The following is an 11673-nucleotide window of genomic DNA, read 5'->3' on the forward strand; positions in this document are numbered from 1 at the left end:
CGGGGGGTCACCGCCGGGGGTCCCCGGCCCCCCGCGCGGGTCGCCGGCCGGGCGGCCGGGGAACCGCCGGCGTGGGGACGCTGATCTTCCGACATGGTGGCCGCCGTCCGGAATCAATGCGTTACAGGGGGTGCACACCAGGTTCCTGGAAGGACGACGTCCCGGCAACCGGAACGCGGCGAACGGCGTGACCCGTTGGAACCACCGGGGCCACGCGCGCGTACGGCCCGGCGCGTGGTGCGCCGGGCCGTACGTATGCGGTGCCGCCGGGCCTTCAGGCCCGGTTGGCGATGGCGGTGATGAGCGGCTGGACCAGCCGGGCCGCCAGCGGGCCGAACGCCGCGAGGATGAGCACGTAGGCCGCGGCCAGCGGGCCGAGGTCCGGATGGACCCCCGCCGAGACCGCGAGACCCGCGATCACGATGTTGAACTCACCGCGCGGGATGAGCGCGATGCCCGCCCGCGCCCGGCCGGCCCGGGCGATCCCCGCCCGCCGCGCGGCGTAGAAGCCGGTGAGCAACTTGGTGATCATGCTGACCAGCGCGAGCAGCGCCGCCAGCCCCGCGACCGGGCCCATCTTGGTCGGGTCGGTCTGCAACCCGAAGAAGACGAAGAACACCGCGGCGAACAGGTCGCGCAGCGGGCTCAGCAACGCCTGGGCGTCGTGGGCCAGCTCCCCGGACAGCGCGATGCCGACCAGGAAGGCGCCGACCGCGGCCGACACCTGGAGCTGCTGCGCCACCCCGGCGACCAGCAGCGCCAGTCCGACGACCTTCAGCATCAGCACCTCGGAGTTGGGGCTGGAGACGAAGGACTCGATGAACCGGCCGAAGCGCAGCGCCACCAGCAGGACGACGCTGACCGTGCCCAGGGCGATCGCCACGGTCACCGCGCCGGCGGCGAGGGTCAGCCCGGCGAGCATCGCGGTGAGGACCGGCAGGTAGATCGCCATGGTGAGGTCCTCGAAGACCAGCAGCGACAGCACCACCGGGGTCTCGCGGTTACCGATCCACCCCAGGTCCGACAGGACCTTGGCGGTGATGCCGGATGAGGTGGCGTAGGTCACGCCGGCCATGGCGAGCGCCGCGACCGGGCCCCAGCCCAGCAGCAGCGCGCAGATCGCGCCCGGCGCGGCGTTGAGCACCAGGTCGACGAGGCCGGCCGGGGCGTTGCCCTTGAGGCTCGTCAGGAGCTCGTCGGCGTTGTACTCCAGGCCGAGGGTGAGCAGCAGCAGGATGACGCCGAGTTCGGCGCCGACCGAGATGAACTCCTCGCTGGTGGCCAGGGGCAGGATGCCGCCCTGGCCGAACGCCAGTCCGGCGAGGAGGTAGAGCGGGATGGGAGAGATGCCGACGCGCAGGGCCAGCGCGCCGAGGATGCCGAGTCCGAGGAGGACGGCGCCCAGTTCGAGGAAAAGGATCGCGATGTCGTGCACCCGGTGGCCTATCCGTTGGTGAGGATGTCGGCGACGGCGGAGGTGCTCTCGGGGCTGCCCACCACGACGATCACGTCGTCGGCGGCGAGCCCGAACTCGGGCCCGGGGCTGGCGAAGACCTGGCCCCCGCGGACCACGGCCACGACGGAGGCGCCGGTGCGGGTGCGGACCCGTGCGTCCCCCATGGGCCGCCCGACGTACGGCGTGCCGGCCAGGACGGGGAGCTGGAGGCTGACCAGGCCCTCGACCTCACGGTGCAGGGCGTTGAGACGCTGGACGATGCGCGGGGCGCCGAGCAGCTCGCACAGCGCGTCGGCCTCCTCGTCGTTGAGTTTCACGGTCTCGCATGCCCGGTCGGGGTCGTGTTTGTCGTATATGACCAGGTCGCGGCGTCCCGTCCGGTGGGAGACGACCCCGACCCGGCGCCCCGACCGCGTGGTGAACTCATGCCGCAAACCGATTCCGGGCAGCGCCGTCTGCTCGACCTCCACCGTTCCCAACCCTTCGCTTGTTCAGGAAAATGTCTGATTTTCGCAACGAACCTATCGGCTGAGGCGTTCCCCGGCCTAACCTGCGGGCCCGCCCGGGAGAGACACGCCGGAGAAGGGCGGGGAGACGGGAGCGCGTGGCCCGGCGGGGAGCCTCCGGAGGCCCGTACGGGAGCGCGGACGGGGCGTGGGACGGGGCCGGTCGGAGGGCCGTACGGGAGCGCGGACGGGGCCGGTCGGAGGGCCGTACGGGAGCGCGGGTGGGGCGGGGGACGGGGTGGCGAGGCCGTACGGGCACGAGGGTGGATCGCGGGACGGGGCGGCGGGAGGGTCGTGCGGGAACGCGGACGGGGCGGCCGGAAGTCGCATGGGAGTCCCCGGACAGGGGAGTCTCATCCCATGTCCGAAGACCGCCCGTACGACATCGTGCTCCTCGGCGCCACCGGCTTCACCGGTGGCCTCACCGCCGAATACCTCGCCCGCCACGCCGGTCCCGGCGTCCGCTGGGCCGTCGCCGGCCGCGACCGCGCCAAGCTCGAAGCGCTCGCCGAGCGCCTCGGCCTGCCCGGACTGCCGCTGCTGCACGCCGACGCCACCGACCCCGTCTCGCTCGCCGGCGTCGCCCGCCGGACCAGGGTCGTCGCCACCACGGTCGGCCCGTTCACCCTGTACGGCGAGCGCCTGGTGGCCGCCTGCGCCGAGGCGGGCACCCACTACGCCGACATCACCGGCGAACCGGAGTTCGTCGACCTGATGTACCTCCGTCACCACGACCGGGCGCGGCGGACCGGCGCGAAGCTCGTGCACGCCTGCGGGTTCGACTCCGTCCCGCACGACCTGGGCGCCTACTTCACCGTCGGACTGCTCCCCGAGGGCGTGCCGATCGAGGTGGACGGGTTCGTCCGGGCCGGCGGCAGGCCGTCCGGCGGCACCCTCGCCTCCGCGCTCCTGGTGCTCTCCCGCGCCCGCCGTACGAGTGAGACCGCGCTGGCCCGCCGCCGGATCGAGGAACGCCCTGCGGACCGCCGCGCCCGGGGCCGCGCCGGGACGCTCCGCAACGTCGGCGGCTGGGCGCTGCCGCTGCCCACGCTCGACCCGCAGATCATCGCCCGCTCGGCCCGCGCGCTGGAACGCTACGGCCCCGACTTCACCTACCGCCACCACGTCGCCGTCCGGCGGCTGCCCACCGCGCTCGGCCTCGCCGCGGGCGCAGGGGCCCTCGCCGCGCTCGCCCAGGTGCCCCCGGCCCGCTCCTGGCTGGCGGGCCGGATCGCCGTGGGCGACGGCCCCACCCCCGAGCAGCGGGCCGAGGGCTGGTTCAAGGTCACCTTCCTCGGCCGGGGCGGCGGCGAGCGCGTCGTCACCGAGGTCGCGGGCGGCGACCCCGGCTACGACGAGACCGCCAAGATGCTCGCCGAGTCGGCCCTGTGCCTGGCCTTCGACGACCTGCCCGAGGCGGCGGGCCAGCTCACCCCGGCCGCGGCGATGGGCGACGCGCTGACCGACCGGCTGCGCCGCGCGGGCATCACGTTCCGGGTGCTGAGCGACTCACGCGCCTGACCCGCCCCGCTGGGCCGTACGGTTTCGGGTGGGACCGTACGGCCCGGCCGGGCGGGGTCGTACGGCGCGTCCGGCCGGACGGAACATGATCGCGTGACGCGCCGCCCTCCGGCACGCGGACGATGATCGGTCTCCGCGTTCCCCCTACACTGCCGGGCATGGCATGCCGCATCACCGAATTGGTCATCGACGCCGCCGACCCCGAGCGGCTCGCCGCGTTCTGGAGCGAGGTCCTCGGCTACGCCGAACTCGGCCGGGACGACGACGGAAGCATCGAGATCGGACCGCCCGGTGCCGGCAACGGCGGACCGCAGCCCACTCTCCTCTTCAGCCCCAGCGACGACCCGCGGCCCGGGAAGCTCCGGCTGCACATCGACGTCAACCCCACCGACCGTGACCAGGACGCCGAACTGGAGCGGCTGCTCGCCCTCGGCGCCAGGCCCGCCGACGTCGGCCAGACCGGAGCCGAGAGCTGGCACGTCCTGGCAGACCCGGAGGGCAACGAGTTCTGCCTCCTGCGCACCCGGGTCCAGCCGCTCTGAGATCCAGGGCCCGGCCGAGCCGTACGGTGACCATGTGTGAGGCGCCCTCCCGGCCGGTCGGCCCCGGGCGAGGGTGAGCCTGCGCCCGGCTGCCGGACGGTGGGGCCCGCCCGGGACGGACGACGCCCCTGCCGGTCCTCTCCTGGAAGTCCCGGAGCGGACCGTCCGGTCAATGGTCGGCGTAACGGGCGGCGAGAGCGCGGGACGTCTCGGCGAGGCGGGCACGCAGCTCGGGCGGTCCCAGGACCTCGGCGTCCGCACCGAGCGCGAGGAACGTCCGGTGGGCGTGGTCGAGCGACTCGATGGGCAGCGTCGCGCGGATCCAGCCGTCCGGCTCGGCGGCCCCGGTGGCGGCCAGCGCACGGGCCGCCGCGCCGTCGAGGCCCGCCGCGCCGCGCGGGGAGAGGCGGACGACCGCCTCTCCCCGGTGCAGGCGGGCGTGGAAGTCCTCCTGATGGCGCCGCCAGTGGGCGGCCAGATCGAAGCCCTCGGGCGGCGAGCACTCCTCCTCCAGCACGGTCAGCTCCAGGATCTGGTCCACCCGGTAGGTGCGCGGCTCCGCGCCGGGGTCCGCCGCCGCGACGACGTACCAGCGGCCCGCCTTGAGCACCAGGCCGTACGGCGCCAGCCGCCGCTCGACGTCGGTCGGCTCCTTCCAGCGGCGGTAGCGGACCTCCAGCATCCGGCCCTGCCACACCGCGTCCGCGACCCGCGGCAGGAACCGGAGATCGTCGTCGTCGGCGTACCAGCCGGGCGCGTCGAGGTGGAAGCGGGCCCGCATCCGGTCGGCCTGCCCGCGCAGCTCCGGCGGCAGGGCCGCGCGCAACTTGAGCTGCGCGGCCGCGAGGTCCTGTCCGAGCCCGAGCTGGGCGGCGGGCCCGGGGACGCCGGCCAGGAACAGCGCCTCCGCCTCGGCGGCGTTGAGCCCGGTGAGGCGGAGGCGGTAGCCGGCCAGCAGCCGGTATCCGCCCGAGTGCCCGGCGTCCCCGTAGAGCGGCACGCCCGCCGCGTGCAGCGCCTCCACGTCGCGGTAGACGGTGCGCACCGACACCTCCAGCTCCCCGGCGAGCTGGGCGGCGGTCATCCGGCCCCGGGCCTGGAGCAGCAGGATGATCGAAAGAAGGCGGCTCGACTTCACTGCCACAAGATGTCAGGGGAGCGGCCCTATGGTCCAGCGGTACCGGGGCGGAGACCTCGACGCCCCCTTCCCGAAGACACCACAGGAGACCGTTCGTGAACGACTTCGACTTCCTCATCGGCACCTGGGACGTCGCCAACCGGCGGCGCACGGACTTCCTCGACGCGGCGAGCGAGTGGGAGGAGTTCCCGGCGGTCAGCCACGCCTCCCGGCACTTCGACGGCGGAGCGAACTTCGACGAGATCGAGTTCCCGGATCAGGGCTCCGCCGGGCTGACCCTGCGGCTGTACGACCCCGCGACCGGGCAGTGGTCGCTGTACTGGGCGAGCAAGCGCACCGGCACGCTCTTCCCCCCGGTCGTCGGCCGCTTCTCCGGCGGCCGGGGCGAGTTCTACGGCGACGACACCTACGAGGGCACGCCCATCCGGGCGCGTTTCATCTGGTCGGACATCACCGGGGACTCCGCCCGCTGGGAGCAGGCGTTCTCCGTGGACGGGGAGAAGACCTGGCTGACCAACTGGACCATGGTGTTCACCCGCCGCTGACCTCCCGCGGCGCCCGGGGCCGCCCCGGGCGTCCCCGCCGCGGTGAGGACGTCAGCCGAGCCGTACGGTGACCGTGTGCGAGGCGCCCTCCCGGCCGGCCAGCCGGCCCCAGGTGAGGACGAGCCTCCGCCCGGTCGCCGCGGCGGTCAGCAGCGGGTGGCCGACCGGCACCGCCGCCACCGGCCGTTCCCAGGTCACGGTCAGCTCCTCCAGGTCGCGCCGGGGGTCGGAGACGGTCAGCGTCGCCGTGCCGTCGCCGCGTTCCCTGACGAGCACCGAGCACGGGGCCGAGGCGGTCAGCGGCCCCGCGGTCCCGCCGTTCCAGAAGGTGACGGCGGTGAGGCCCAGCGACGGCACGTGGACGCCCTGCCGGCGGCGGTCGTTGGCGAGCACGCGCACCCAGCCGGGATCGGCGGCGCGGGCCCGCGTCACGGCCCGGCTCGCCCCCGGCATCAGCAGATAGAGGTAGCCGGCCGAGACGGGATCGACGCCGTGGTCCAGCCAGAGCGTCACGTAGCTCCTGGTCACCGCGACTCCGGCTGCGGCGCCTCCGGCCGCGCGTCCGGCGGCCGGCCGTTCCGGGACGGCCGCCGCCGAGGGCCCTCCGTCCGCGGGGGTCGCCGCGCGTCCGGCCGGCGGCCGCCCCGGGACGGCCGTGCGCTCCTCGCGGAGCGTGCGCAGCCGGGCGCAGGGCAGCACGTAGCCGCCGTGCCCCTCGAGGTGGGCCCAGCCCGCCGTACGGTCCACGGTGAGGCGTGCGGCGGTCCGGCGGTTGTCCACGACGGTCTCCACCGGAACGCCGTCCGAGCAGCCGATCCCGGCGCCCAGGCAGACCACGGCGTCGTCGAGGAAGAACCACGACTTGAACGCCTCCATCGTGCTCTCCAGGCCGGTCAGGTGCTGGCCGGCCGCCGCGTACCGGCCGTCGGTCGCGCCGCCCGCCCAGCGGACCGGCGGGCGGGTGTCGCCCCACGCCGCGCCCGCGCCGTCGGCCGGCCGCCGGGTGGAGACCGTCGTGCCGGGCAGGCGGCAGGGGTCCACGGTGTCCCAGAAGGAGTCGGAGTACTGGTCGCCGTGGCCCTCGGCCCACCAGTAGAGCATCCCGGAGCCGGTGTGCCAGCCGCGGAGGTTCTCGCCGTTGCCGTGCTCGTAGTGGCCGATCCGGTCCGAGGCCATGCTGAGCCCCGCGCACCAGCCCCGGCCCCGGTGGACGGCGCGGGCGCTCGCCGGGAACAGCCGGTGCCCGGCGGGCTCGGCGGCGGCGGGGACCCCGTCGTCGTCGAGGAGCGAGGCGAGCCGGGCGTGGAAGCCCAGGTCCTCGCGTTCGGCCGCCCGCCGCATGGGCCGGACGGTGTCACGCAGCGCCCACCCCTTGACCAGGCTCCGCCAGCGGGCCCGTTCGGCGGGGGAGGCCGTCTCGCCCAGCAGCAGGATCGCCGCGGCGATCGCGCGCCCCCGGGCGTGGTCACCGTACGGCCCGCGGCCGACGGCGCGCCCGCTGACGAGGTCCATGCAGAGGCCGTCGTGGACGAACGGCGCGAACGACCTCTCCACCGCGTCGAGGACGACCTGCCGGGCCGGGTCGGTGACCTCCCACGGTGAACCGCGCAGCACCGCGAACAGGGCCGCGAGCCCCGACAGCAGCGACGCCCCGTAGGTGCCCTGGTAGGGGACCCAGGTGTGCTGGATGAACGAGCCGTCGCGGTGGAACCCGTCGCCCTCGGTGACGTGGGGGAAGACCGGCGACAGCGCCGCGACGGCCCGCGCGGTCCCGCCCGGGTCGGCGGCGAGGACGGCGCGCAGCAGCCGCACCGTGCACAGGTCGACCCGGTTCGCCCCGGTGCTCGTCCCGTCGTAGTCGTCCAGGACGGACTCGGGCGCGAAGTGGTCCACCGCCGCGAGCAGCGCCGCGGCCCGCTGCCGCCCCAGGTGGGGGTCTGTGAGCAGCGCCGCGTCGAGGAGCGCCCGCGGGACGCCGATCCGCCAGTGCCACCAGTTGCCGGTCGCCTCGGCGCCCGCCGCGTACACCCGTCGCCGGTAGTGGTCCACGCCGTCGGCGACGGCCCCGGCGAGGCCCGCGTCTCCGGTCAGGCCGGTCCCGGGCAGCGCGTACGCGCGGGCCATGGCCCGCAGCCGGGCCGGGGTGGCGGTGAAGGAGGGGAACGGCAGGCCGGGCCAGAGCGACGACGCGCCGGGGCGCATGGAGTCCCGGTGCCGCGCCGCCGCCGCGCCCAGCTCAGCCAGCCGGCTGCGGTACGGCTCGGCCTCCGCGTCGAACCCCGACCCCGCCGTGACATCCCGCCAGGCGCGGCGCAGTGCGGCGAAGGGGTCGCCTTCCGGGCCCGGATCTCCCGGCCGCGCGTCGTCCCGGGTTCCGGCCGGGCGCTCGGTCCGGCGTTCGGTCCACGGGTGTTCGGCCGGGGGCAGGACCAGCGCCCCGGCCGCGACGGTCCCGCCGAGGCGGAGCAGTGACCTCCGGGAGTATCCGATCATGCCGGTCATGTCGGGATTATCACGCGTGAAGCCCGCCGCGTGACCGGAACGGCGCGGAGACGGCCGTGCCGGTCCGGCGCCGGTGATGAGACGGTCGTTCCGGCCCGGCGCCGGCGGTGCAGCCGGTCCGGCGCCGACGGCGTGGACGGTCCGGTGCCGGGGACGGCCGTGCCCGCCCGGCGGGAGGGCCGGGCGGGCACGGGGCGGCGTCGCGGCGCCCGGACGACACCGCGCCGGGGCCTTCCGGGAGGTCAGCCCGTGGGCGTGTGAACCTCTCTCAGCAGGCGCGATCTCCACGGGCACCAGTAGCCGCCGGGCAGGAACGCGCCGCCCGCCTCGTCGAGGTGGTCCTCGACGTACCGTGGCGAGGCGTCGCACACCTCGATCGCGGCCTGGAAGAACGAGGTCGCGGCCGGGTCGAGGGTGAAGCTCCAGCCCGGGTTGTAGGGCGCGGGACGCTTGACGATCCTGCTCAGGACGTGGGTGCGGTCCTGCTGCGCGCCGCTCAGGATGTCCCGGGCCTCCTTGATCTTGGCGGGGTCGCTGAGCTTGAAAATGAACGTGTCGGGGGCCGGCGGGTAGTCGAACTCGAAGTAGGCGTCGCCATCGTCGGCGCGCGGGCTCACGGTGTCGGCCTGCTCCGCCACGGCGGGCTGGGCGAGGGCGAGCATCGCGATCGCCGCGAGGGCTCCGATCCTGGTGGTGATGGTGCGTCGCATGGCAGCTCCGGGGCTGTCGGGCCGCGTCCACGGCCGTTCGCCACGCAATGTAACAGTAAAGTGACTAAGAGTCACTGATGTGAGGCGGTGCAACGCCACGACGGCCCACACGGAGCCGGGACCAAAGGGATCGCCCGCGATCCCGGCGGGCCGTCGCCGCGGCACGCAGACCGTGCCGAATCGGGGAACTCAGGCGGATGGGCGGCCTTCGAGCGGATTGGCGGCGATCCGCCCGGCGACGTCGTTCCTGACCGACTCGGCGGCGGCGCTGTCCGGCTTGCGCCTCGCCTGGTCCTCGAAGCACGCCAGGAACTCCGCGCCGAATCCCAGCCGGGGATGGCGGGCGAGCGTCTCCGCCCTGGCGTCCGCGGGGAACTCCTCCGGCCGCCGCCCGGACACGTCCCAGCTCGTGGCGACCTGGAGCAGGTGGGACTCGGGGTCGGCCGACGGGGCCACGTCGTCGCGCATGTGCAGGACGATGATCTCGGCGGCCCTGCCGGCCCGCTCCGCCGGCCAGCCGGCCGCCACACCGAAGACCCAGGCCAGCTGCCCTCCCGCCTCCTCGAACGGCAGTCTGTGGCTGTCGAAGGCCTCGGTCAGCCCGATGTCGTGGAGCAGCGCCGAAACGTAGTAGAGCTCGTCGTCGAAGGCGATCCCGTGCGCCGCGCCGTACATCGCCCCCCACAGGTAGGAGCGGACGGAGTGGTTGAGCAGCGCGGGCGAGCAGAAGCGGGTGGCCACCGACAGGGCCGCCGCGGCGGCGGGAGTCTCCGGAAACATGGGTCCACCTTCTCATCGGGCCGTCGGGCCCTCGGCGTCGGACGCCGTATCCACGCCGGGGACGGTACCCGACGCGGGGGCCGAGCCCGCGCCGCCGCGCCCGGCGGACGACCCTACCTCGGCGGATCGTCGACCTTGAGCCTGTCTCCCGTGTCGGAGACGAAGACGACCAGCAGCTTCGCCGGTCGCGTCCGGCTGGTGTTCTCCGTGAGCAGATGGTGGGCGCCCGGCTGCTCGACCCAGTTCTCGCCCGCGTGATACGTGCGTGCCGGCTCGCCGCCGAGCCTGCTGCGCACGGTGCCCTCGATCACGTAGGCGTAGACGAAGGCGTCGCCGTGGCGATGCGGCGCCGCGCGTGCGGCGGGCGGGAAGCTCACGATCGCCGAAGTGAACGTCTTGCCCTCGACGTTGGGAAGCGCCTGCTCCAACAGAGGCGACAGCGTCTCGGACGGCGGCTGCGAGACCACGGCGGCCACGGGCGTCCTGCCGGTCACAGGCTCCGCCACGGGCACCCGGCCCGTCACGCGCTCCGCCGTGGGCGCGCACGCGACGGACGCGGCCACCGCGCCGACGGCCAGAAGACCGCCGGCGAACCGTACTCGGATCATGACCTCTCCTGTTCCACCGGGGCCTTTCGGGCACGCCGGGTGATCGCGAGGCGTCCCGGACTCCGCCCCACGCGGCCGGCGCGGTCCGGGGGCCGGTCCGGAGAAGTGACGGTTACCCTGTCCAGACGTTCCGAAGGTCAACCACGGGTGGATTCAAAGCCTTGGTGATGGTCCGCCCAAAAGCGGCCGAGCCCGTACGGCCCCGCCGGTCAATCACCTTCGGTGACCCGGATGATCGTCCTGCCGGGGGTGCGGTGGACGGGCGCGAACGCGGAGGGCGCCTCGGCGAGCGTCCGCACGGCTCCGATGATCGGGCGGAGCCGTCCGTCCCGGACCCGTAGCGCCAGGTCCGCGAGCCGGGCACGATCGGGCTCGACGACGAAGAAGACCGCCCGCCCGTCACGGGGCCGGACCGCGGGCGGCGAGACGACGGTGACGAGCGTGCCGCCGGCGCGCACCAGCGCGGCCGAGCGGTCCAGGACGTCACCGCCGATCACGTCGAACACCACGTCGGCCTGACCGGCGTCCTCAAGGGCATCGGCCTGCAGGTCCAGGAAGACGTCCACGCCGAGGTCGCGCGCCGTGTCCCTGTCGCCGGCCCTGCCTGTGCCGATCACCCGGGCTCCCGCCTCCCGGGCGAGCTGCGCCGCGACGGAACCGACGCCGCCCGCGACGCCGTGGATCAGTGCGGTCCGCCCGGCGGTCAGGCGGCCGTGGTCGAACAGTCCCTGCCACGCGGTCAGTCCCGAGACCGGCAGCGCGGCTGCCACCGTGTGGCCGACATCGGCCGGCAGCGGCGCGAGGTTGCGGGCCTCCACCGCCACGTACTCGGCCAGCGAGCCGTTGCGGGCCCAGTCGGTCAGCCCGAACACCCGCTGGCCGACGGACAGGCCGGTCGTTCCGTATCCCAGCTCGGCGACGACGCCCGACACCTCGTGCCCGGGCACGCTGGGCGTCCGGTCGCGGCCGGCGCGGTCGGACCACGTCGCAGGCCAGTCGAGCTCCCCGGGGGTGAACCCCGCGGCGTGCACCCGGACGACGACGTCGTTCTCGGCGGCGTGCGGGTACGGCTCCTCCGTCAGGGAGAGCCCGGCCAGACCGGCGGCGCGGTCCCGGACGGTGACGGCCTGCATGACGGGTCCTCGCTCACGGTGGAGAGATCGAACAGGACGAACGTACAGGCGTTCTCCTCCTCGGCGTGCCCGACACGATGTGACACACCGATCCGTCTGAAAGCCCGCCGCGCCCCGGCGTCCCCCGGTCCGGCGGTACGGCCGCCGGACCGGGGGACGCCCGGACCGTGGCGCCGGGCCCCGGCGGGCGCGCGGCCGCGAACCCTTGCGGGTCCCGGACCCTTCCGCTGGG

At 74.9% G+C, this 11673-nt stretch carries 11 protein-coding genes; 3 read left to right on the top strand and 8 right to left on the bottom strand.

The genetic code is table 11. The annotated features are described in order from the left end of the window. Positions 1–274: 274 nt before the first annotated feature. Both AB0D67_RS32690 and AB0D67_RS32695 read right to left on the bottom strand, forming a co-directional pair. Complete coding sequence (locus tag AB0D67_RS32690) at positions 275–1435, bottom strand: cation:proton antiporter (protein ID WP_362944592.1); 1161 nt, start codon at positions 1433–1435, stop codon at positions 275–277. Between the two features lie 8 nt (positions 1436–1443). Next, a complete protein-coding gene (locus AB0D67_RS32695) occupies positions 1444–1926 on the bottom strand; it encodes a cation:proton antiporter regulatory subunit (RefSeq protein WP_362944594.1) in 483 nt (160 codons plus the stop codon). Positions 1927–2322: 396 nt separating this feature from the next. On the opposite strand from AB0D67_RS32695, the gene AB0D67_RS32700 reads away from it, so the two are divergent. Continuing rightward, complete coding sequence (locus AB0D67_RS32700; protein ID WP_362944596.1) at positions 2323–3483, top strand: saccharopine dehydrogenase NADP-binding domain-containing protein; 1161 nt, start codon at positions 2323–2325, stop codon at positions 3481–3483. Positions 3484–3641: 158 nt separating this feature from the next. After that, positions 3642–4025, top strand: coding sequence for a VOC family protein (locus AB0D67_RS32705; protein ID WP_362944598.1), 384 nt, complete (start codon positions 3642–3644; stop codon positions 4023–4025). Between the two features lie 169 nt (positions 4026–4194). On the opposite strand, the gene AB0D67_RS32710 is transcribed toward AB0D67_RS32705, so the two are convergent. Then, positions 4195–5163: a WYL domain-containing protein gene (locus tag AB0D67_RS32710; RefSeq protein ID WP_362944600.1), complete on the bottom strand. Its 969-nt coding sequence runs from the start codon at positions 5161–5163 to the stop codon at positions 4195–4197. A 95-nt stretch (positions 5164–5258) separates the two neighbouring features. On the opposite strand from AB0D67_RS32710, the gene AB0D67_RS32715 reads away from it, so the two are divergent. After that, positions 5259–5708, top strand: coding sequence for a hypothetical protein (locus tag AB0D67_RS32715; RefSeq protein ID WP_362944602.1), 450 nt, complete (start codon positions 5259–5261; stop codon positions 5706–5708). Positions 5709–5759: 51 nt separating this feature from the next. Here AB0D67_RS32715 and AB0D67_RS32720 read toward each other — a convergent pair whose 3' ends face one another. The 5 genes from AB0D67_RS32720 to AB0D67_RS32740 form a co-directional block, all read right to left on the bottom strand. Beyond that, positions 5760–8210 carry a polysaccharide lyase 8 family protein gene (locus tag AB0D67_RS32720; RefSeq protein ID WP_362944604.1) on the bottom strand — a complete coding sequence of 817 codons (2451 nt, stop codon included), beginning with the start codon at positions 8208–8210 and terminating at the stop codon, positions 5760–5762. Between the two features lie 242 nt (positions 8211–8452). Next, on the bottom strand, positions 8453–8920 hold the full coding sequence (locus tag AB0D67_RS32725) for a hypothetical protein (RefSeq protein WP_362944606.1): 468 nt from the start codon (positions 8918–8920) through the stop codon (positions 8453–8455). A gap of 189 nt (positions 8921–9109) precedes the next feature. Then, positions 9110–9700, bottom strand: coding sequence for an HD domain-containing protein (locus tag AB0D67_RS32730; protein WP_362944608.1), 591 nt, complete (start codon positions 9698–9700; stop codon positions 9110–9112). 113 nt (positions 9701–9813) lie between these two features. After that, complete coding sequence (locus AB0D67_RS32735) at positions 9814–10308, bottom strand: cupin domain-containing protein (RefSeq protein ID WP_362944610.1); 495 nt, start codon at positions 10306–10308, stop codon at positions 9814–9816. A gap of 209 nt (positions 10309–10517) precedes the next feature. Next, positions 10518–11441, bottom strand: a complete 924-nt coding sequence (locus AB0D67_RS32740) for an NADP-dependent oxidoreductase (RefSeq protein WP_362944612.1) — start codon at positions 11439–11441, stop codon at positions 10518–10520. Between the last annotated feature and the right edge of the window lie 232 nt (positions 11442–11673).

Source organism: Streptosporangium sp. NPDC048047 (assembly GCF_040653115.1).
In the GTDB taxonomy this organism is placed as follows: Bacteria; Actinomycetota; Actinomycetes; order Streptosporangiales; family Streptosporangiaceae; genus Streptosporangium.

What these genes read in the sequence shown, in the direction of transcription:
- AB0D67_RS32700 (WP_362944596.1), top strand. Translation starts at nt 2,323, where the DNA reads ATGTCCGAAGACCGCCCGTACGACATCGTGCTCCTCGGCGCCACCGGC.
- AB0D67_RS32705 (WP_362944598.1), top strand. Translation starts at nt 3,642, where the DNA reads ATGGCATGCCGCATCACCGAATTGGTCATCGACGCCGCCGACCCCGAG.
- AB0D67_RS32720 (WP_362944604.1), bottom strand. Translation starts at nt 8,210, where the DNA reads ATGACCGGCATGATCGGATACTCCCGGAGGTCACTGCTCCGCCTCGGC.
- AB0D67_RS32725 (WP_362944606.1), bottom strand. Translation starts at nt 8,920, where the DNA reads ATGCGACGCACCATCACCACCAGGATCGGAGCCCTCGCGGCGATCGCG.
- AB0D67_RS32730 (WP_362944608.1), bottom strand. Translation starts at nt 9,700, where the DNA reads ATGTTTCCGGAGACTCCCGCCGCCGCGGCGGCCCTGTCGGTGGCCACC.
- AB0D67_RS32735 (WP_362944610.1), bottom strand. Translation starts at nt 10,308, where the DNA reads ATGATCCGAGTACGGTTCGCCGGCGGTCTTCTGGCCGTCGGCGCGGTG.
- AB0D67_RS32740 (WP_362944612.1), bottom strand. Translation starts at nt 11,441, where the DNA reads ATGCAGGCCGTCACCGTCCGGGACCGCGCCGCCGGTCTGGCCGGGCTC.